The following is a 21544-nucleotide window of genomic DNA, read 5'->3' on the forward strand; positions in this document are numbered from 1 at the left end:
CCCTACGCCGGACAGCCGGCGTTCGCCGGTCCACCCCGGGCGGGAAGGACCGCCCGTCCTGCTGACCCGATCGCACGGATGTCCGCACCGATCAGCTCAGGAGATCGGGTTCGCTCTGGCTGATGTCCCGCCACAGCGGCTGGTAGTTGATCCAGGCCACGAGGTCGCCGCCGAGCTGCTCGCGGGTTGCGACGGCCTGCCGGTGCTCGATGACGACGGGGCGGCCGGCGGCCTCCGCGGTGAGCTGGACCTGGCAGGAGCGCTCCATCGACATGAACCACCAGGCGGCCGCGTCGACGGAGTCCCCCACGGTCAGCAGGCCGTGGTTGCGCAGCACCAGGGCCTTGCGGGAGCCGAGCACCGAGGCGATGCGGCGGCCCTCCTCGGCGTCGACGGTGACACCGGTGTAGGCGTCGTAGAGCGCGGTGTCCTCGTAGAAGGCGCAGCTCTCCTGGGTGATGGGGTCGGGGACCTCGCCGAGGGCGGCCAGCGCGCGGCCGTGCACGGAGTGGCAGTGCGCGACGGCGACGACGTCCGGGCGGGCCGCGTGCACGGCGGCGTGGACGGTGAAGGCGGCCTGGTTGACGTGGTAGCGGCCCTCGACGACCTGGCCGTCCTGGTTGGCCAGGACGAGGTCGCTCACCGTGACGTGCTTGAAGGGCATCCCGAAGGGGTTGACCCAGAAGCAGTCGCTGAACTCCGGGTCGCGGGCCGTGATGTGGCCCGAGACGCCGTCCTCGAACCCGGCGCGCCCGAAGAGGCGCAGGGCGCCCGCGAGCCGCTCCTTGCGATGGCGGCGCTCGTCGGCGACCGACTCGTGCATCGGCGGCATCGCGAACCGCAGTCTGTCGGTGGGCAGCGGCGGGGGAGGGGTGGGCCGGTGCATGGGTCCTCCAGCGCTGGGGTGCTTCACGGACCGGAAGTTACCTCCGGTCGGCCGGGTACCAAAAGAGGTGGAACGGCAGGAGCCGTTCCACCTCGGGCGGTACCGGTCAGCGGGCCGGTACCGGGGTCACTCCCACTCGATGGTGCCCGGCGGCTTGGAGGTGACGTCGACGACGACACGGTTGACGTCGCGGACCTCGTTGGTGATCCGGGTGGAGATCTTGGCGAGGACGTCGTACGGCAGACGCGACCAGTCGGCGGTCATGGCGTCCTCGGAGGAGACCGGGCGCAGCACGATCGGGTGGCCGTAGGTGCGGCCGTCGCCCTGGACGCCGACCGAGCGGACGTCGGCGAGCAGCACGACCGGGCACTGCCAGATCTCGCGGTCGAGACCGGCGGCGGTCAGCTCCTCGCGGGCGATGGCGTCGGCCTCGCGTAGCAGGTCCAGGCGCTCCTTGGTGACCTCGCCGACGATGCGGATGCCGAGGCCGGGGCCGGGGAAGGGCTGGCGCTGGACGATCTCCTCGGGCAGGCCGAGCTCCTGGCCCACCATGCGGACCTCGTCCTTGAACAGCTTGCGCAGCGGCTCGATGAGCTGGAACTCGAGGTCCTCGGGGAGACCGCCGACGTTGTGGTGCGACTTGATGTTGGCGGTGCCGGTGCCGCCGCCGGACTCGACCACGTCCGGGTACAGGGTGCCCTGGACCAGGAACTCCACGGCCGGGCCCGCGTCGGCGATGATCTCGGCCTGGGCCTGCTCGAAGACGCGGATGAACTCGCGCCCGATGATCTTCCGCTTCTCCTCGGGGTCGGAGACCCCGGCGAGCGCCTTGAGGAAGCGCTCCTCGGCGTCGACGACCTTGAGCTGGACGCCGGTGGCAGCGACGAAGTCCTTCTCGACCTGCTCGGTCTCGCCCTTGCGCATCAGGCCGTGGTCGACGTAGACGCAGGTCAGCTGGGAGCCGATGGCCTTCTGGACCAGGGCCGCGGCGACGGCGGAGTCCACGCCGCCGGACAGGCCGCAGATGGCGCGCTTGTCGCCGACCTGCTCGCGGATCGCGGCGACCTGCTCCTCGATGACGTTGCCCGTGGTCCAGGACGGGGTCAGGCCCGCGCCCCGGTACAGGAAGTGCTCCAGCACCTGCTGGCCGTGCGTGGAGTGCATGACCTCGGGGTGGTACTGGACGCCGTAGAGCTTCTTCTCGTCGTTCTCGAAGGCGGCGACCGGGACCACGTCGGTGGAGGCGGTGACGGTGAAGCCCTCGGGGGCGGCGGAGCAGGCGTCGCCGTGGGACATCCACACGGGCTGCTCGTCCGGGGTGCCCTCGAAGAGGGTGGAGCCGGACATGGAGACGTGCAGGGGGGTACGGCCGTACTCGCGGGCGCCGCTGTTGTCGACGGTGCCGCCGAGGGTCTGCGCCATCAGCTGGAAGCCGTAGCACATGCCGAAGACGGGGACGCCGGCCTCGAAGAGGGCGCCGTCGAGCCGCGGGGCGTTCTCGGCGTAGACCGAGGAGGGGCCTCCGGAGAGGATGATCGCCGCGGGGTTCTTGGCGAGCATCTCGGCGACCGGCATGGTGCTGGGCACGATCTCGCTGTAGACCCGCGCCTCGCGGACGCGACGGGCGATGAGCTGGGCGTACTGCGCGCCGAAGTCGACGACCAGGACGGTGTCGGGGGCGGCGGCAGACTGGGTCGCTGATGACACGGGGTGCCTTCCGGCGGTTGGGCGGGGGTCTGTACGACCGATTCTAACGGGGCGGGCGCCGACCCCCTCCCGAGCGCCGGGAGCGGGGGTCCGCGCCCGGTCCGGGGCGCCCGCGGGCCGTGGCATACTGACCCCGTGTTCACCCAGACGACCTTCCGCTTTACCTATGGCACCGGGCCCGCCGGCTGCCATGGTCGTTCTGCTTGAGCACATAACAAGCGACTTCCGACAGGCGCTCCGGGCCGACAAGGCCCGGAGCGCCTGTCGCTTTTCCGGGCCCTGCCGGTCCGGGGCGGCCCCAGAGCCCAGGAGCCCCGGACATGACCACCACCACCCCGCAGGACGCCCCCGAGCGGACCATCGACGACGCCCGCGAGCGGATCGACGCGCTCGACGACCGGATCATCGGACTCGTCCAGGAGCGCATGGCCGTCTCCGCCGTGGTCCAGCGGACCCGCATCGCCTCCGGCGGGCGCCGGGTGAGCCTGTCGCGCGAGATGGAGATCCTCGGCCGCTACCGGGACGCCCTCGGCAAGCCCGGCACCTCGCTCGCCATGACCCTGCTGGAGCTGTGCCGGGGTCGCATCTGAGTTCGGTGCCGCTCTCACCCGTACGGCGCGTGACCGGCCCCGCACCCCTTCGTTGAGCCCGTTGTCCGTGCCAGCCAGGGGCGGGCCCGACAGAACCACGCGTGGCTCGCCGGGGCGATGAGGCGTACGGGTCGTGCCGTACGCCGTGGGACCTCGTCCCGGAGAAGTGACCGGACGGCAGGGGACAGCGGCCCGGTCACCCAGGAGAAACGGCCGGCTCCGGGGACGCCCGGAGCCGTCCGGCGGACAACTGCACACATGAACCAGTGCCGGGCAGAGCGGCCGCGGACGCCTCAGGGCGTGCGGTACGCGAGCGCGCCCCTCCCCCATGTCCCCGCGCGGACACCGGCACCGACCCACCACGTGGGACCCGCATCGATCCTCCGCCGGAGGTGCGGGACCACCGGGGCGTGCGGCGCGACCCCCCGGCGCCGCTTCCCGGCACCGGCGCTTCCCTGACGCCGGTGCTGACGACAAGGGCCCCGCGGCCGAGTCCCGCGGGGCCCTTCGTCACGTCCGGACACCTTCGTGACGCACATCACACCGAAATGTGCGAGGACGGCACAACCCCCGGCGGCCCTCGCGCATCGAACCACCTGCCGGATCAAGAAAACGGTGAGAATCGAGGGACCTGCGTTCGGAGGGGGACGCAGGTCCTCGTCTCTTTCCCGGCCCCTCCCCCGGCCCGGTCCCTCAGCTCTTCCTGGGCGGCACCCGCGGCACCGCCAGCAGCGGCAGCCGGAGCGCGCCGAAGGCGTCCGCCGGGACCGCCGGGCTGCGCGGCACCACCGGCTCCAGCCTCCGGTACGCCGCCCCCGGTGCGGGCCGCGCGTCCTCCTCGCCCTTGTTCGGCCAGTACGCCATGGCCCGCTCGGCCTGCGCGGTGATCGTCAGCGACGGATTGACGCCCAGGTTCGCGGAGACCGCGGCCCCGTCCACCACCGAGATGCCGGGGTGCCCGTACAGCCGGTGGTACGGGTCGATCACCCCGGTCTCCGGGGAGTCGCCGATGGGGCAGCCGCCGAGGAAGTGCGCGGTGAGCGGGGTGCCCATGAGTTCGCCGACGTTGCTGCCCGCGAAGCCGTTGATCTCGGCGGCGAGGGCGGAAGCGGCCTCGGTGGCCGCCTTGATCTGGGTCGGGTTCGGCGCCCCGTGGCCCTGCCGGGCGGTCAGCAGGCCCTTCCCGACGCCGCCGGGCTTCAGGTACGTCGTCAGGGAGTTGTCCAGCGACTGCATCACGAGCCCGATGATGGTCCGCTCCGACCAGCGCCGGTTGGAGAAGGACCGGGCGAACTGCACCGGGTGCCTGACCGCGTTCGCGAGCCAGCCGAGGACGCGCGAGGAGCCCTCCGCGTAGGGCACCTGGAGGATGGTGAGACCGCCCATCGAGTTGGAGCCCCTGCCGTAGCGGACCGGCTCGATGTGGGTGTCGGCGTCCGGGTGGACCGAGGAGGTGATGGCCACCCCGCGGGTGAAGTCGACCTTGTCCGCGCCGTGCGCCTTGCGGTAGCGCCGGTTGTCGGTCTGGGCGCCGACCAGGGCCTCGGAGTTGGTGCGGGTCAGGTCGCCGAGGCGGGCGGAGACGTGGGGCAGCTGGTGGTTGGCCTTCATGCGGTGCAGCAGCGTCTGGGTGCCGTAGGTGCCGGCCGCGAGGACGACCCGGCGGGCGGTGAACAGCCGCCCCCGCGCGGTGCGTTTGCGGTCGGTCGGCAGGGTGGCCACCGCGTAGCCGCCGCGCGAGTCGTCGGTGACGGAGACGACGGTGGTCAGCGGGTGCACCACCGCGCCGGCCTTCTCCGCGAGGTAGAGGTAGTTCTCGTTCAGGGTGTTCTTCGCGCCGTGCCGGCACCCGGTCATGCACTCGCCGCACTCGGTGCACGCCCGCCGTGCGGGCCCGGCACCGCCGAAGTACGGGTCCGCGGCCTGCTCGCCGGGGCTCGCGGTGGCCGAGCCGTCGGCGTCCTCGCCGTCACCGAAGAACACACCCACCGGCGCCATGTGGAAGGTGTCGCCGACGCCCATCCGCTGCGCCGCCGCCTTCAGGTGCGCGTCGGAGGGCGTGGTGGTCGGGTTGAGCCGCACGCCGAGCATGCGCCGGGCCTGGTCGTAGTACGGCGTCAGCTCGTCCTGCCAGTCGGTGATGTGCCGCCACTGCGGGTCCTCGAAGAACGGCTTCGGCGGCACGTACAGGGTGTTGGCGTAGTTCAGCGAGCCGCCGCCGACACCCGCCCCGGCCAGCACCATGACGTTGCCCAGCAGATGGATGCGCTGGATGCCGAAGAGGCCGAGCCTCGGGGCCCAGAGGTAGTTGCGCAGGTCCCAGGAGTTGCGGGGCAGGGTGGCGGGGGTGAAGCGGCGGCCCGCCTCCAGGACACCGACGCGGTAACCCTTCTCCGTCAGGCGCAGGGCGGTCACCGAGCCGCCGAAGCCGGAGCCGACCACGAGCACGTCGTAGTCGTAACCGTCGTCGCGCCCTCCGCGCCCTTCGTCGTCCCGGTTCTGGGCGGTCTTCTCCTGCGGCACGTGCTCTCCTCGTCGAGAACGGTGGGGGAACGGGCGGATCGGGTCGGGGAATCAGCGCAGGCGCAGCGCCTTCATCACCTTCAGACTGCGGCTCATGAAGGCCGCGTACCCGGCGTCGTCCATGCCGAGCGAGGGCGCCATGGGCAGCAGCCGCTGGTGGGCGACGGTCTGGGCCTCGGTGTACTTGAGGATGCCCTCGGAGCCGTGGCGGCGGCCGAGGCCGGAGTCCTTCATGCCGCCCATCGGGGACTGGGCGCTGCCGTACGCGGGGGCGTACCCCTCGTTGACGTTGACCGTGCCGGTGCGCAGCCGGGCGGCGACGTCCCGGCCGCGCTTAGCGCTGGTCGTCCACACCGAGGCGTTGAGGCCGTACGGCGTGGCGTTGGCGCGCTCCACGGCCTCGTCGTCGGAGCGGAAGCGGTAGACGGAGACGACCGGGCCGAAGGTCTCCTCGGCGCACACGGACATGGTGTCGTCGACGCCGTCGAGAACGGTCGGCTCGAAGAAGTACGGGCCGATGTCGGGCCGGGCCACCCCGCCCGCGAGCACCTCGGCGCCCTTGGCGACGGCCTCGGTCACATGCGCCTCGACGGCCTTGAGCTGGCGCTCCCCGGCCAGCGAGCCCATGTCGGCGCCGTAGGCGAGGGCGGTGCCGAGCCGCATGGCCTTCGTACGGGCGGCGAAGCGCTCCAGGAAGGCGTCGGCGACGGACTCGTGGACGTAGAGCCGCTCGATGGAGATGCAGAGCTGCCCGGCCGAGGAGAAGCAGGCACGTACGGCGCCGGCCGCGGCCTTCTCGATGTCGGCGTCCTCAAGGACCAGCATGGCGTTCTTGCCGCCGAGTTCGAGGGAGACGCCGATCAGGCGGGCGGCGGCGCCCTGGGCGACCTCGCGGCCGGTGCGGGTGGAGCCGGTGAAGGAGACGTAGTCGGCGTGCCGGACCAGCTCCGGGCCGATCACCGGGCCCTCGCCCAGCACCACCTGGAAGACCCCGGCGGGCAGTCCGGCCTCGATGAGCAGGTCGCGGGCCCACAGCGCGGTCAGGCAGGTCTCGGTGTCCGGCTTCATCACGACCGCGTTGCCGGTGACGAAGGCGGGCAGGGCGTCGCCGACGGAGAGTTCGAGCGGGTAGTTCCAGGGGGCGATCTGGCCCACGACCCCGCGCGGGTGCCGCAGTTCGGTCACCTTGGTCAGGGTCGGCACGGCGCCCGTGTGCCGCTTGGGCCGCAGATAGGCGGGGGCCTTGCGGCCGTAGTGCCGGGCGGCGACGGCGACGGCCTGCACCTCCTCGTGGGCGTGCAGCCGGGCCTTGCCGGTCTCCAGCTGGATGAGGTCGAGCACCTCCGACTGGCGCTCCAGCAGCAGGTCGTGGAAGCGCAGCAGCACCGCGGCCCGCTCCCGCACCGGGGTCCGCTCCCAGACGCCCTGGGCGGCGCGGGCGGCCTCGAAGGCGGCGGCGACGTCGTCCGGGGTGGACTCGGGCAGGTCGGCCAGCTTCCCGCCGGTGAAGGGGGTGTGGTTGGCGGTGCGGCCGGAGCCGTGGACGCCCTTGGTGAGCTGGGCCACCAGTTCCGGCGTGACCACGTCCGAGGCGGTGCGCACGCCCTCGGGGGCCGGGGCTGTCGGGTTGGTACCCGTGACTTCGGGGGCCTGCGAGTCCGTCATGAGCCGCAGGGTATGCCGGTGGCCGGGCTTTCGGTACCCGTCGGTAACGGGGTTTCACCGGGCGCACACATTCCGCCAGCGATCACTGGCGGCGAACGTGCTGATCAGCGCGTTGTCGACCCGGTCACTGGGCGCCGGGTTTTTTCGACAGCAGCAGTCCGAGGGTCGCGAGCGGGGTCCGGCGGACCACGGGAGCGGGTGTCACGACGGTCTGCGTGAGCTCGTCGGGCTGGGATTCGGGCTGAGACTGGCGCTGAGGTTCGGGCTGCGGCTGCGGCTCCGGGCGTGGCTCCCGCTCCTCGGCCCGTACCCCTGCACACGCCCCGAGTTCCGCCGCCACCTCCGTGGCGTCCGGCCGGGCGCCGGGGTCCGGGGCGCGCAGCCGCTCCAGCAGCGGGCCGAGCGGGCCCGCGTCGCCGTCCGCCACGGCGGCGGCGAGCAGCGCGCCGAGCGACCACAGGTCGGAGGCGGGTCCGGCACCGCGCCCGAGACCCCGCTCCGGGGCGGTGAACCCCTCGGGGGCGTCGTCGGCGTGCCCGTCGCCGATCCCGAAGTCGGTGACGACGACGCGCCCGGTGCCGGACTCGACGAGCACGTTGGCGGGCTTGATGTCCCGGTGCACGATGCCGACGGCGTGCGCGGCGCGCAGCGCGCCGAGGACGGCGAGCCCGATCCGGGCCGCCTCGGCGGGCGGCAGCGGACCACGCCGCAGGATCTCGGTCAGCGACTCGCCCTCAACCAACTCCATGACGATCCAGGGGAGTCCGGCCTCGGTGACCACGTCCCGCAGCCGCACGGCGGACGGATGACGCACACGGGCGGCGGCGCCGGCCTCGCGGTGGAGCCGGTGCGCGATCCGCCCGCTGGCCTCGTCCCCGGCCGGATCACCGGGCAGCCGGGGCTCCTTGACGGCGACCAGGTCCCCGTCCCGCTCGTCGCGGGCGCGCCAGACCGTGCCGGTCGGCCCGGCCCCGATGCGTTCGAGGAGCCGGTAGCGCCCGCCGACCGGAGGTCCGCCGAGCGGGTGTGCGCCGTCTTCACTCATGCCCCATGAGTACCGCGCGCACCCGCGGCTTGTCGACGCGGCCGTGAGCCTTCGACTCGGCTTGTTTCAGGGCTTGTCGAAGCGCAGACCGGCGATGGCCGCCTCCGCCACCTCCCGCCCCCGCGCGGTCAGATCGCCCTTGCCGGGATAGCCGACGACGAGCTTGTACATGTCGCCCGAAGAGGTGCGGTAGTAGAAGAGCTCCATCTCGCGCGGCCGCGGGTTCTGCGTGTCGTCGGTGGTGTAGACGACGGTGTTCCGGGCGGCCTTGCGCCCCTGGTACGTGGCCGAGCCGTCCGGTCTGGTCTTCGCGCCGCCCGGCATGTCGATCCGGTAGTCCCCGTCCTTCTTGAACTTCTCGTCGTCGGCGTACATCTGGGCGGCGGCGTTGCTCTGGATGTCGTGCAGGGAGTCGTCGGCCGCGCGGTCGAGGCTCAGCACGACGGATACGGCCCCGCTCCAGTCGGTGTACGACACCCAGTCCCGCTCGGTGTCGTCCTTCTCGGGGCGCCCCACCTGATAGCTCGCCGGGACGGCGAGGGTGGCGCCGAGGGCGGGCGCCGCGCGGTCCGTCCAGCCGTCGGGCAGCGGGCCCGCGAACGGGTCGGCGAGCACCAGCCAGCCGGCGAGGGCGGCCGCGACCACCGCCGCGCCGGCGCCGAGCCAGGTGGCCCGGCCCGGACGCCACGCGGGCCGGGCGACGGCCTCGGTACGGGTCGGGAGCGGAGGCGGGGGCGGGGGTGCCGGCGGCCGGGCGGCCGCTTCCAGCAGGGCGCGTACCCGTGCCGCGTCCGGCCGGGCGGCGGGGTCCTTGCGGAGGAGGCCGTCGATGACCTCGGCCAGCGGGCCCCGCGCGGCGGGCGGGGCCGGGGTCGCGTGCAGCACGGACTGGAGGGTGGCCGGGGTGTTGCTGCGCCGGAACGGCGACACGCCCTCGGTGGCCGTGTACAGGACGACGCCGAGGGACCACAGGTCGCTCGCCGGTCCTGGCCGTCGGCCCAGCACCCGTTCCGGCGCGGTGTACTCGGGCGAGCCGACGAAACCACCGGTGTCGGTGAGCCGGGTGTCGCCCTCGATCTGGGCGATGCCGAAGTCGGTGAGGACGACGCGGTCGTGCCGCCCCAGCAGCACGTTGTCCGGTTTCACGTCCCGGTGCAGCACGCCCGCCGCGTGCGCGGTCTCCAGCGCGCCGAGCACGTCGAGGCCGATCCGGGCCGCCTCACGCGGGTCCAGCGTGCCTTCCTGGAGGGCGCTGCCCAGCGAGCGGCCGCGCACCAGCTCCATGACGATCCAGGGACGCCCGTCGACCACGGCGACGTCGTGCACACCGACCACGGCCGGGTGGTCGAGGCGGGCGGCGGCGCGGGCCTCGCGGCGCATCCGCTCGAAGACGTCGGCGCGTTCGCGCTCGGAGAGGTGCTCGGGCACCCGGGGTTCCTTGACGGCGACCTCGCGCTCCACCGTCTCGTCCCGGGCCCGCCACACCGTACCCATGCCGCCGTGCCCGAGCTTGGCGAGCAGCCGGTAGCGCCCGGCGATCAGCCGCCCGGCGCCGGGTTCCGCGGGCGGTGGCCCCGGGGCCCGGTCCGGTACGGACGGCGCGCGCGGCGGACCCTCCGGCCGGTCCGGTGGGCGCAGTACGAAACTCGTCGTGTCGTCGGCCGCGCGGCCGACTCCCCCGTCGCTGCTCATGGTTCATGCCTACCAAGCGGCCCGCGCACGCGGCCAGAGGTGGCGCGAACCGGTCACAGAGCCGTGACCGAGCGGCGGCTCAGCGGGCCGTGACGGTGAAGGTGTCCACGGCCACGTCGAAGTGCTCGCGGGCCTCGCGCACCTTCCCGACCGGGCCCGACACCCACACGTCGTACATCCGGCCGTCCTCCTCCCAGCACAGGTCGTAGGTGTGCCGGGGTCCCTCGGCGAGGCTGAAACCGTCCCAGGTGAACTCCCAGAACGCGGCGGGGTGTCCCTCGCGGCCGGTCTCGGTGACCCGGCCGCCGCGGTAACCGGGGTTGTCGGCCCCGCCCCGGTCGGCGAGCCGCTGCAGGACGGCGGCGGGGCCGCCGGGCTCCGGCGGGGAGATCTTGATGCCGAGGCGGAAGGTCCCCCCGGCGGAGAGGTAGAAGACGCGCTCACCCTGCCGTTCACGGGTGAAGCCGCTCGGCACGGCGAGGGTGAAGCCGGCCGGGTCGCGTGCGGTGCGGTACCCGGAGGGCGCGGGGGTGCCCGCGGGGCCCGGAGTCCGGGAGGCGGAGGGGGCGCCGGGCGCGTCGTCGCCGCCCCGGTGCTCGTGGAACATCAGCACCGCCGCCGACGCCGCGGCTCCGGCCACCGCGGCGACCAGCAGGGCGGCGACCAGCCGGGCCCGTCTCGGAGGGCGGCGCGTGGACGCCGGTGCGGCGGTGCCCGGAGGCCTTTCCGGGGCGGCCGGAGGGTCCGGCGTGTCGGCCTTGGCGCCGCGTACCCCGCCGAGCAGCCGGAGGGTACGGGCGGCGGCCGGTACGCCGGACGCGGGAGGCATGCGCCCGGTGTCCAGGTAGGTCCGCAGCATCCGCTCGGCGTCGGCGGCGCCGAGGCGCAGCTCCGGATCGCGCTCCAGCAGGCCCCGTACGACGGGGAGCAGCGGCCCCGCCTCGGCGGGCGGCCGGATCTCGTCGGTGACGACGGCGTGGAGGATGCCGCCGAGCGAGTCGCGCCTGAAGGGCGACTCGCCGCTGAGCGCGGCGCACAGCAGCGCGCCCAGTGACCACAGGTCGGACGCGGGGCCGCCGCGCAGCCCGGACATCCGCTCGGGGGCGGTGTACTCGGGCGAGCCGACGAACGACCCGGTCTCGGTGAGGGTGGAGGCGCCCGCGACCCGCGCGATGCCGAAGTCGGTGAGCACCACGCGGTCGGTGCCGGACTCCAGCAGCACGTTGGCGGGCTTGATGTCCCGGTGCAGCACCCCGGCCGCGTGCGCGGTGGCCAGCGCGCTCAGCAGGTCGGCGCCGATCCGGGCGGCCTCGGCGGCGTCCACCGGGCCGTCGGCGGTGACCCGTTCGGCGAGCGAGCCGCCGTCGATCAGCTCCATGACGAGATAGGGGCGCTCGTCCTGCTCGACCACGTCGTGCACCACGATGATGTGCGGATGCCGCAACTGCGCGACCGCGCGCGCCTCGCGGAAGGAGTGCTCCCGCCGCCTGCGGGCGTCGTCCTCCGACAGGGAGTCGTCCAGGGCGATCTCCTTGACGGCCACCTGACGGCCCAGCACCAGGTCGTCGGCACGCCAGACGACACCCATCCCGCCGCGTCCGATGCGCGCCTCAAGGCGGTAACGGCCCGCGATCACACGGAGGTCGTGCCCCTCGGTCCCCATGTGCCCCATCATGCCGTACCGGACGTATCCCCTCCGGGGCGCTGACCGGCCAAGGTGCGCACGGTGACGGCCGATTCAGCCTCCCTGGGGATGCCAGCTCTGGAGCACCCACTGGAACTGCCGGTCCGCCGTGGCCCAGTCCTCGGCCGGCGACGACATGTAGATGACGTACTCGGTGCCCCCGCGCGAGATGTACGCCTCCTCGACGGCGCGCCGGGGACCGGCGACGTAGGGCGCGTCCCGCGCGAGCGCGGTCCAGGTGTACTCCCACAGCGAGCCCTCACGGTCGCGGTAGGTGTTGCCCTCCATCCTCACCCGCCGGTAGTCCACCAGCCGCTGCAACTGCTCCTCCAGGTCCTCCTGGTGCTGGCGGACGTCGGCGAAGTCGGGCGAGGTGTCCACGGCGATCCGGACGAAGTGCACCCCGCCGTCGGGCGAGTAGTCGATCTGCTTGAGGTCGCCCGCGATGCCGTACACCTTGCGGGTCCAGCCCTTGGGCAGGGAGAGGCTGAAGCCGACCGGGTCGTCGTGCCGCTCCCAGCTGTCGGGGACGGTCCCGGTGCCCGCCAGGCCGGAGTCGGCCATGGCCGACGCGGAGGCCGAGGACGAGGACGAGGCGGAGACCGACGGGCTCGGGGAGGTGTCTGGGCCGCCCTCGGTGTGCCGCCCGCCGCCCCACTGCAGGTACCCGACGGCCAGACTCGCCCCGAACACCAGCGCGGCGGCGGCGACCAGCGCCGTCATACGGGCCCGGGGCCCCCGCCGGGCCGGTGCCCGGCCCGCGTCCGCGGCGAGGGGTGTGACGGCGGTGGCGGTATGACGCGAGGGGGCTGCGCCGCCGTACGGGGCCGGTGCCGGGGGCGCCGTGGACACGGTCGGCGCCTCGGGCAGCCGGCCCGCGGCCGCGTCGGAGAGCAGGCGTTCGGCTGTGTGGGGGTCGGGGCGGTGGGAGGGGTCCTTGTGGAGGAAGGCGGCGATGACCGGGCCGAGCGGGCCGGCGTTGCGCGGCTCCTCGGCGTCCTCCTCCACGACCGCCTGCATGGTGCCCAGCGGCGAGGTGCGGCGGAACGGCGAGCGGCCCTCGACGGCGGTGTACAGCGTCGCGCCGAGCGCCCACAGGTCGGAGGCGGGACCGGGGTCGTGCCCGCGTATTCGCTCCGGCGCGAGGTAGTCGACCGACCCGACGACCTCACCGGTACGGGTGATGGTGCTGTCGCCCTCTATCTGGGCGATGCCGAAGTCGGTGAGCAGGACCCGGCCGTCCCGGCCGAGCAGGACGTTGCCGGGCTTCACGTCCCGGTGCAGCACCCCCGCCGTGTGCGCGGCGCGCAGCGCCCGCAGCACCCACAGGCCGATCCGCGCGGCCTCGCGGGGCTCGATCCGGCCGCGTTCCTTGACCGCGTCGGCCAGCGACTCGCCCTCGACCAGCTCCATCACGATCCAGGGGCGGCCGTCGTGCTCCAGGACGTCGTGCACGGTGACGACGGCGGAGTGGTTGATGCGCGCGGCGGCGCGGGCCTCGGCCCGGGTACGGGCCAGCAGGATGTGCTGGTCGCTCTCGGAGACGTAGAGCGCCGCGGTCAGCTCCTTGACGGCCACCTTCCGGTGCAGCACTTCGTCATGGGCGCGCCACACCCGGCCCATGCCGCCGCTGCCGATGGAATCGGTGAGCCGGTAGCGGCCCGCCACCAGCTGGCCCTGCATCTGATTCACGTTGCCCCGCAATGCTCTTGTCAGGGTCAGACTATGGAGCGGACCGGGCTCAGGGAACCGGCGGGGTCCCACGGAATCCGCACTGTGACAGTTGTCGCTTCCGCACAGCGCCCGGAACCGAACACCCGCTTCCGCCAAGGGTTCTGCGGAGGTGTCACCTCAGCCGGTGTAGCGGTAGGTGGCCGTCGCCTGGTCGTAGAGCCGGGTGACCTCGTCGCGCTCCGCCTCCGGGCCCCGGACCTGCACGATGTGGTACCGCCCGTTCAGCAGCATCGCCATGTTGCGCACGAACAGGTCGCGGCCCTGGGCGTCGGTCCAGGTGAACTGCCCCTCGGCCATGGTCCGTCCGCCCACCTCGATGGTGCGCAGTCCGGACGCGGTGGCCCAGCTGGAGTCGCGGTAGGGCTGCAACTCCTTCTCCTTGTCCCGCTGGTAGACCATCGGGTCGCTGCCGTAGGCCGCGGTGGTGTCCCGGCCCGGCACGACGACCAGTTCGAAGGTGCCGTGGGAGTAGACGACCTGGCCGCTGCCGTTGCGCGGCGCGTGACTCCAGCCCTCGGCCACCGCGACCTTGAAGCCGGCCGGGTCGGTGCGCAGGGTGAACCCGTCCGCGGCCGCCCCGCCCCCGGTCTGGGTCTCGGTGGCGGGCGAGGACGCGGCCGGGCCGTCGTCGGGGGTGCTCGCCCCGCCGGACGGCCGCTGCTCACGGGAGGGCGCGGGGCTCGCCGGTCCCGCCGCCCCGGTCCGGCCGCTGTCCTCCCCCTGCTTGGGCATGAACATCACCGCGTAGGCGACGGCACCGGCCAGCATCAGCAGGACGAGCAGCAGCAGGACCCGGCCCAGGCTGCGCGGCGAACCGCCGGCCTCCTGCCGGGCCCGCTTGTGCCGGGCGTGCGGGTGCGGCACGGGCGCCTTGTTCCGCCGCCGCCACCGGGCCAGCTCGCCGCGCCTGCGCACGATCGGCAGCCGGGCCGGGTCGGCGGGCGGCACCGGCACCACATGGGCACCGGCGTCCGGCTCGGGCGCGGAGCGCACCAGCGAGCGCAGCCAGCCGCTCAGCTCCTCGAAGTCCAGCCGCTCGGTGGGGTCCTGGCGCAGCAGCGACTCCACCACCGGGCGCAGCGGACCGCACTCCTCCGCGTACGCGGGCGGCTCCGCGCACACCAGCTGCACCAGCTCGGCGGTGGACTCCTCCGGGTAGGGCGCGTGGCCCTGGACGGCGCGGAAGAGCAGCGCGCCGAGCGCCCACAGGTCGGTGGCGGGCCCCACGGGCGCGGCCAGCTGCCAGTTCTCGTGCACCGGACCGGCCTGCTCGGGCGCCCAGCGTTCGGTCACCGGCCCCACGACGGTCATCCGCATGTGCCGTGCACGTTCCGCCGCGATCGCGGTGCCCGGCCCGCGCCGCGCCCCGGCGGCCTCCGGCTCGTCCCAGCCGGACCCACCGGCACCGCCGTTCTGCGCGGGCAGCGCGGGCCGGGGCGGCGCCGGCACGCCCGGCTGGGCGGGGTTCAACGGGTACGGCGGCGCCGCGTCCTGCCGGGCGGGGGCGCCGGGGCGGGGCACGGCGCCGTGCCAGGTCCGCCCGGCCACGCCGTACGGGTCGGCCACGGAGCCGGGCGGCGGGCCGCTCCCCTCCGCGATCTCCCCCTCGGCGGGCGTACGGGCTCCGGGCAGGGCGCTGCGGCCGCCCCGCTCCGTCTCCTGGACCCGGGCGGCGGCGCGGGCACCGGCGCGGTACGCGGCGATGGCCCCGGCGCGCGCGGCCCGGATGTCGTCACCGCTCTCCGCCGGGCGCGGCAGGGCCGGCGCGGCGGGTGCGGAGTCGCCGCCTGCGGCGGGGGCCGGCAGCCGGCCCGCCACCCGCGCCTGGATCGCGGCACGCCGTGCGGCCTCGGGGTCCGTGTCGGCGGCCGCGGCGGCCGGACGGGCGAGCGCGCGACCGTCCTGCTGCCGCCGGTCCGGCACGGCCGGCTCCTGAGGCCCGTCCTGGGCCGGGACCGGGTCGTACCCGCACAGCGCCTCCTCCGCCGCGCCGACCGCGAGGCCGGTCAGCATGACCCGGCCGTCGTCGCAGACCAGGACCGTGCGGGCGGTGATGTTGCGGTGGGTCCAGCCGTGCGCGTGCAGGACGCGCAGCGCCATCACCACGTCCGCCGCGACCTCGGCGGCGCGGTAGGGGGACAGCGGCTGCTCGGCGAGGAGCGCGGACAGCGGGCGCGCGGACACCGCCTCGCTGACGATCCACAGCGAGCCGCCCTCGGCAAACACGTCGAAGACCTGGTCCAGGCGCGGGTGGTCCGGTATCCGGGCGGCCGCCTGCGCGGCCTCCACGGCGCGCCGGACGGCCGGGTCACGCGGGGAACGGGTGGCGCTGCGGCCCGCCGGGGCGCTGCGGCCCGCCGGGGCGCGGCGGCCGCGCTCACGCGCGGTGAAGCCCTCGGGCAGTCCCTCGGCGTCGATGACCTCGGCCTCGACGACCTCCGGCAACGGCACCTGACGGACCAGCACCTCCTGCCCGCTGTAGGTGTCGAAGGCGTACGTCTCGGTGAGTTCGTACTCGTCGGAGGGGGAAAGCGGCAGGCGGTAGCGGTCTGCGAGAACCCGGCCCGCGTACTCGTCCACGTCTGCCAACCCCCCTGCCGTTTCCGGTCGTCGGCGATCGTTCGCCGCCCGTCACGCGTCACACCCGGCTGCGTACGGTTCTCAACCATTCACGATACGTGCCGGAGGCAACCCGCACCGAGGGGATGACCGATTCCGGGCTACCGACCCGGGATCGTTCAGGTCACGACTTGGGTTCGAAGGACGTCGTGAGCGTCTTCCAGGTGTCCTCGCGCAGCGAGTCGTCCCACCCGGCGCTCTTCGCGGTGTACATCAGCGCGTGCCCGAGGTGGTCGTTGACCACGAAACCCCGGTCGATGGAGCGGTACTTGGTGCCGCCGTCCACGTAGGTGAACTCCCAGTCGGCCGTGTTCCAGCCCCGGTAGTCCACCTTCGCTATGCGGATGCGGTCGTACTGGGAGCGGACCATGTACCGCTCCTGGTTCTCCCAGTCGCGCACCGGGTCGCTCTTGGGCGTGCTGGTCCAGCCGACGAGCAGCTTCTGCCCGTCGGGGCCGGTGTACCGGTCGCCCGCGCCGCTCGTGGACACGTACTTCCAGCCCTCGGGCAGCCCGATGGAGTAGCCCTGCGGGCTCTTGCGCGTCGTGACGGCGGGCGCGCTGCCGGAGCCCTTGCCGCCGGACGAGCCGGAGTCGTCCGAGCCCTCGCCGTCGTCCTTGCCCTCGGAGTCGTCGGCGGTGCCCGCGTCGCCCGCCCCGCCGGAACGGGAACCGTCGGTGGCGGTCGCGGAGCCGGAGCCCGAGCCGTCCGGGCTCGCGCCACCGGAACCGCCGTCCTTGCCCGTGTCCCGCTTGGTCGAGGCACCGGCGCTGGGCGCGGCCTTGGCGCCGCCCTTGTCGTCGTCGCCACCGAGCGTGATGGCCAGCACGGTGCCGAGCACCAGCACGGCCAGGGCGACGACCACCGCGACGACGACCAGCGTGCGCTTGGACACCACGTCGGTGAGGGACGCCTTCGGCACGGGCCTGCGCGTGAGATCCAGGTCCGGCGACGACATCACGGGCCAGCTCGAACTTGGCTTGTTCGCACCCGGGTCCGGCGTGTCGGAACCGCCGCGGCCGGCGGTGTCCGCAGCGGCGCCGGAGCCGCTCTTCGGGCGGGCGGCGGCAGCGGCCGCCGAGGCCCCGGCCGCCTTGCGGACCGAGCGCAGGGCGCCGCGCACCTTGTCCCCGGCGTCCTCGCGCCGCTTGTCCTCGGGCGAGTCGGGCTGCGCCGGGATCGGCACGACCCGGGTCGCGTCCAGGGGCTCCGGGTCGGCGGCGTTGATGACCTTGTTGAGCATCGCCCGCGCGCCGGCGTCGTCGAGCCGCTGCGCGGGCTCCTTGGTGAGCAGACCCCGGATGACGTCGCCCAGCGGGCCCGCGTTCTTGGGCTCCTCCAGGCTCTCGGTCATCACGGCGGTCAGCGTGGCGATGGCCGAACCCTTGTCGTACGGCGGCACGCCCTCCACCGACGCGTACAGCAGGCCGCCCAGCGACCACAGGTCGGCGGCCGGGCCCGGCTTGTGCCCCCGGGCCCGCTCGGGGGAGATGTAGGAGGGGGCGCCGACGAGCATGCCGGTGGAGGTGATGGACGGGTCGCCCTCGACCTGGGCGATGCCGAAGTCGGTGAGCACCACCCGGCCGTCGTCCGCGATCAGCACGTTGGACGGCTTCACGTCACGGTGCAGGATGCCCTCGCGGTGCGCGGAGCGCAGCACGTCCAGCACGGCGAGCCCGACCTCGGCGGCCCGACGCGGCGTCAGGACGCCGTCCTCGCGGATGACCTCGGCCAGGGACTTGCCCTCGACCAGCTCCATGACGATCCACGGGCGGTCGTCCTCGTCGACCACGTCGAAGACCGTCACCGCGCTGTTGTTGCGGATGCGGGCGATCGCCTTGGCCTCGCGCAGCGTGCGCGTGATCAGACGCCGCTTCTCCTCCTCGTCGATGTTCGACGGGAACCGCAGCTCCTTGACGGCCACCGTCCGGCCGAGGGTCTCGTCCTCGGCACGCCAGACCGTGCCCATGCCACCGCGGCCCAGCACGTCCCCCAGCCGGTACCGCCCGGCGAGAAGACGACGCTCGTTCTTGCCCTGACGAGTCTCCTGACGGGATGTCCCCGCCCGCTCCGCCTCCGACATGCGTCCCCTCATGCAACCCGCCCTGACAGAGCCTTCATTGTCCCTCACGCGACAACCGGCCGACGCCCTGGGGGGCCCTGTGGGCGCACCTCGTCCGCGGTGTCGGCGGACCCGTCGGACCAGATGTTCCAGTTGCCGGGATGATGGGCCCCGACACGGAAGGAGCCAGGGATGCCGACCCTTCGGACAGTCCTGTCCATACCGGTTCTCGTGGCTCTGCTGCTCACCCCCTCGGCCCCCGGCGCGACACCGGTCGCGGGCTTCTCGGACACTGTGCTTCCGCTGCTGGTCAGCGAGGGTGGAGCCCCTGCCGCGGCCCTGCTCGCGCAGGACCGTCACGGCACACGCCGCGCATCGCGCTACGCGGACGCGGGCCGGGGCATCGCCCGTGCCGACCATTTCCGCGCCGGGAGCGTCACCAAGACCTTCGTGGCGACCGTCGTGCTGCAACTCGCCGCGGAACAACGGCTCTCCCTGTCCGACACCGTCGAACAGCACCTCCCCGGTCTCCTGCCCCGGGTTCACGCCGGGACACGGCACACCGGCGAGGAATCCGGCCGTATCGCCGCCGGACCGGGCGACGCGCCGCACGGGTCACCCAAGGCCCTCCTGCCCCCCGCGCCACAGGTGGACGGCACTCGCGTCACCGTGCGCGACCTGCTCGCCCACACCAGCGGCATCCCCGACTTCGCCGGGGCCACCCACGGCACCCTGCCCCTGACCGCACGTCAGGCCGTTTCTCTCGCGCTCACCCTCCCCGCCCACGCCCCGGGCCGCCACGCCTACTCCAGCACCAACTACGTCCTGCTCGGCATGGTGATCCAGCAGGTCACCGGCCGCTCCTACGCCGCCGAGGCGCGGCGCAGGATCATCGCCCCGCTGGGCCTGAAGGGCACCTCCTTCCCCGGCTCGCGCCGCTCCCTGCCCGCACCGCACGGCCGGGCCTACACGGCCGGCGGCTCCGACGTCACCGAACTCGACCCCCGCGTGGCCGGGGCGGCGGGCGAGCTGGTGAGCACGCTCGACGATCTGGACCGCTTCTACGCGGCCCTGCTGGGCGGCACCCTGCTACCCCGGCCGGAACTGCGCGAGATGCTGGACACCCGGGCCGCACACGGCGCGTACGGCATGGGCCTCTATCCGGCCCGGCTTCCGTGCGGGCTCACCGTCTGGGGACACAACGGACGGATCGCGGGAAGCTATGTGCGCACCGCGGCCACCGCCGACGGCAGCCGGGTCCTCACCTTCCGGGTGAACACGGACGCGGAGGCCGACCCCCGGCTCGAACGGGCGCTGCTCGCCGCCGAGTTCTGCCCCCGCACCTGGTAGTCGGCCGACGCCCCGCCCAGGGGACGCGGCTACAGGGGCACGATGTCCGGCGCCCCCAGACGGGCCGCGTCCGCCGTGAGGTCGTCGGGCTGGCGCTGGGACTCACGCTCGGCCTCCACCCGCTTCTCGTAGTGCTCGACCTCGCGGGCGATCTGGTCCTCGTCCCACCCCAGCACCGGTGCCATCAGCTCGGCGGCCTCGCGGGCGCTGCGGGTGCCCCGGTCGAAGGTCTCGATGGAGATGCGGGTGCGGCGGGTGAGGACGTCGTCCAGGTGCCGGGCCCCCTCGTGCGAGGCCGCGTAGACGATCTCCGCGCGCAGGTAGTCGTCCGCGTGCCGCAGGGGCTCGCCGAGGGAGGGGTCGGCGGCTATCAGGTCGAGGAGCTGGTCGGCCATCGAGCCGTACCGGTTCAGCAGGTGCTCGACCCGGGCCACGTGCAGTCCGCTGCGCTCGGCTATGCGCTCGCGGGCGTTCCACATCGCCGGGTAGCCCTCGGCGCCGAGCAGCGGGATCTCCTCGGTGACGGACGCGGCGACCCGCCGGTCCAGGCCGTGCACCGCCGCGTCGACGGCGTCCTCGGCCATCACCCGGTACGTCGTGTACTTGCCGCCCGCGACGACCACCAGGCCCGGCACCGGATGGGCCACGGTGTGCTCGCGGGACAGCTTGCTGGTGGCCTCGGACTCGCCGGCCAGCAGCGGACGCAGGCCCGCGTAGACACCCTCGACGTCGTCGCGGGTGAGCGGGACCGCCAGGACGGAGTTGACGTGTTCCAGCAGGTAGTCGATGTCGGCGCTGGACGCGGCCGGGTGCGCCTTGTCCAGGTCCCACTCGGTGTCGGTGGTGCCGACGATCCAGTGCCGGCCCCAGGGGATGACGAACAGCACGGACTTCTCGGTGCGCAGGATCAGGCCGGTGCTGGAGTGGATGCGGTCCTTGGGCACGACCAGGTGGATGCCCTTGGACGCCTTGACGTGGAACTGGCCGCGCTCCCCCACCAGCCCCTGCGTGTCGTCGGTCCACACGCCGGTGGCGTTGACGACCTGGCGGGCGCGGATCTCGTACTCCCCGCCGCCCTCCACGTCCTCCACCCGGACCCCGACGACCCGCTCGCCCTCGCGCAGGAATCCCGTCACGCGGGTGCGGTTGGCGACCTTGGCGCCGTAGGAGGCGGCGGTGCGGACCAGGGTGGTGACGAAGCGGGCGTCGTCCACCGCGGCGTCGTAGTACTGCAGGGCGCCGACCAGGGCGTCCTTGCGCAGGCAGGGGGCGACCCGCAGGGCGCGGGTGCGGGTGAGGTGGCGGTGCGTGGGCAGACCCCTGCCGTGGCCGCGGGCCATGGACATCGCGTCGTACAGCGCGACGCCGGTGCCCGCGTACAGCCGCTCCCAGCCCCGGTGCTGGAGGGGGTAGAGGAACGGCACCGGTTTCACCAGGTGCGGTGCCAGGCGCTCCAGCAGCAGGCCGCGCTCCTTCAGGGCCTCGCGCACGAGGGGGAAGTCGAGCATCTCCAGATAGCGCAGACCGCCGTGGATCAGCTTGCTGGACCGGCTGGAGGTGCCGGACGCCCAGTCGCGCGCCTCGACCAGTCCGGTGGACAGACCGCGGGTGGCCGCGTCCAGCGCGGTGCCCGCGCCCACGATGCCGCCGCCGACCACCAGCACGTCCAGTTCGCGCTCGGCCATCTCCGCAAGTGCCTCGGCGCGCCGCGCCGGGTCAAGGGTCGCTGTCCTCACCACTGCCTCCCGCTCTCGCAGACCCGCAGGCCGGGCCGCACCCGGTGGTCGCGGCCCCTTCGTCCCCTCCTCATGCCCAGAACCTCATGCTCAAAAGTGTGGCGGTGCCGGCCGGCTTCGGCCACCACGGCCTCCCAGGCTGTGGAAAACCCGCGCGTATCATCCCGAAGACACACGAACACAATCACACATAACGGTCATATTTGTACCTAGTCTGACTGTGCGCTCGTTCAGGCGGTCCACCGGGCTTG

The 21544-nt window shown here is 73.8% G+C and carries 13 protein-coding genes; 2 read left to right on the plus strand and 11 right to left on the minus strand.

The genetic code is table 11. From position 1 onward, the window contains the following. Positions 1 to 91: 91 nt before the first annotated feature. Both ABZ898_RS16905 and guaA read right to left on the minus strand, forming a co-directional pair. Positions 92 to 886 carry a class II aldolase/adducin family protein gene (locus ABZ898_RS16905; RefSeq protein ID WP_361658709.1) on the minus strand — a complete coding sequence of 265 codons (795 nt, stop codon included), beginning with the start codon at positions 884 to 886 and terminating at the stop codon, positions 92 to 94. 126 nt (positions 887 to 1012) lie between these two features. After that, positions 1013 to 2593, minus strand: coding sequence for a glutamine-hydrolyzing GMP synthase (guaA, locus tag ABZ898_RS16910; protein WP_361658712.1), 1581 nt, complete (start codon positions 2591 to 2593; stop codon positions 1013 to 1015). Positions 2594 to 2913: 320 nt separating this feature from the next. On the opposite strand from guaA, the gene ABZ898_RS16915 reads away from it, so the two are divergent. After that, positions 2914 to 3183, plus strand: coding sequence for a chorismate mutase (locus ABZ898_RS16915; RefSeq protein ID WP_361658715.1), 270 nt, complete (start codon positions 2914 to 2916; stop codon positions 3181 to 3183). 693 nt (positions 3184 to 3876) lie between these two features. On the opposite strand, the gene ABZ898_RS16920 is transcribed toward ABZ898_RS16915, so the two are convergent. The 8 genes from ABZ898_RS16920 to ABZ898_RS16955 form a co-directional block, all read right to left on the minus strand. Beyond that, positions 3877 to 5631, minus strand: a complete 1755-nt coding sequence (locus ABZ898_RS16920; RefSeq protein WP_361658996.1) for a GMC family oxidoreductase — start codon at positions 5629 to 5631, stop codon at positions 3877 to 3879. 126 nt (positions 5632 to 5757) lie between these two features. Continuing rightward, positions 5758 to 7371: a succinic semialdehyde dehydrogenase gene (locus ABZ898_RS16925; RefSeq protein ID WP_361658718.1), complete on the minus strand. Its 1614-nt coding sequence runs from the start codon at positions 7369 to 7371 to the stop codon at positions 5758 to 5760. A 124-nt stretch (positions 7372 to 7495) separates the two neighbouring features. Further along, positions 7496 to 8416, minus strand: coding sequence for a serine/threonine-protein kinase (locus tag ABZ898_RS16930; RefSeq protein ID WP_361658722.1), 921 nt, complete (start codon positions 8414 to 8416; stop codon positions 7496 to 7498). Positions 8417 to 8482: 66 nt separating this feature from the next. Further along, positions 8483 to 10108, minus strand: coding sequence for a serine/threonine-protein kinase (locus ABZ898_RS16935; RefSeq protein ID WP_361658725.1), 1626 nt, complete (start codon positions 10106 to 10108; stop codon positions 8483 to 8485). 79 nt (positions 10109 to 10187) lie between these two features. Beyond that, a complete protein-coding gene (locus tag ABZ898_RS16940) occupies positions 10188 to 11771 on the minus strand; it encodes a protein kinase (RefSeq protein ID WP_361658727.1) in 1584 nt (527 codons plus the stop codon). Between the two features lie 75 nt (positions 11772 to 11846). Continuing rightward, positions 11847 to 13475, minus strand: coding sequence for a serine/threonine-protein kinase (locus tag ABZ898_RS16945; RefSeq protein ID WP_361658730.1), 1629 nt, complete (start codon positions 13473 to 13475; stop codon positions 11847 to 11849). 168 nt (positions 13476 to 13643) lie between these two features. Beyond that, positions 13644 to 16106, minus strand: a complete 2463-nt coding sequence (locus ABZ898_RS16950) for a protein kinase (protein WP_361658733.1) — start codon at positions 16104 to 16106, stop codon at positions 13644 to 13646. A gap of 163 nt (positions 16107 to 16269) precedes the next feature. Then, on the minus strand, positions 16270 to 18228 hold the full coding sequence (locus ABZ898_RS16955; RefSeq protein WP_361658736.1) for a serine/threonine-protein kinase: 1959 nt from the start codon (positions 18226 to 18228) through the stop codon (positions 16270 to 16272). 171 nt (positions 18229 to 18399) lie between these two features. Here ABZ898_RS16955 and ABZ898_RS16960 point away from each other — a divergent pair, with 171 nt between their 5' ends. Then, the gene (locus ABZ898_RS16960; RefSeq protein ID WP_361658739.1) at positions 18400 to 19557 is read left to right on the plus strand and encodes a serine hydrolase domain-containing protein; all 1158 of its coding nucleotides are present in this window, start codon (positions 18400 to 18402) and stop codon (positions 19555 to 19557) included. 29 nt (positions 19558 to 19586) lie between these two features. On the opposite strand, the gene ABZ898_RS16965 is transcribed toward ABZ898_RS16960, so the two are convergent. Then, the gene (locus ABZ898_RS16965) at positions 19587 to 21293 is read right to left on the minus strand and encodes a glycerol-3-phosphate dehydrogenase/oxidase (protein WP_361658742.1); all 1707 of its coding nucleotides are present in this window, start codon (positions 21291 to 21293) and stop codon (positions 19587 to 19589) included. Positions 21294 to 21544 lie beyond the last annotated feature (251 nt).

The organism is Streptomyces sp. NPDC046860 (assembly GCF_040645115.1).
Classification (GTDB): domain Bacteria; phylum Actinomycetota; class Actinomycetes; order Streptomycetales; family Streptomycetaceae; genus Streptomyces.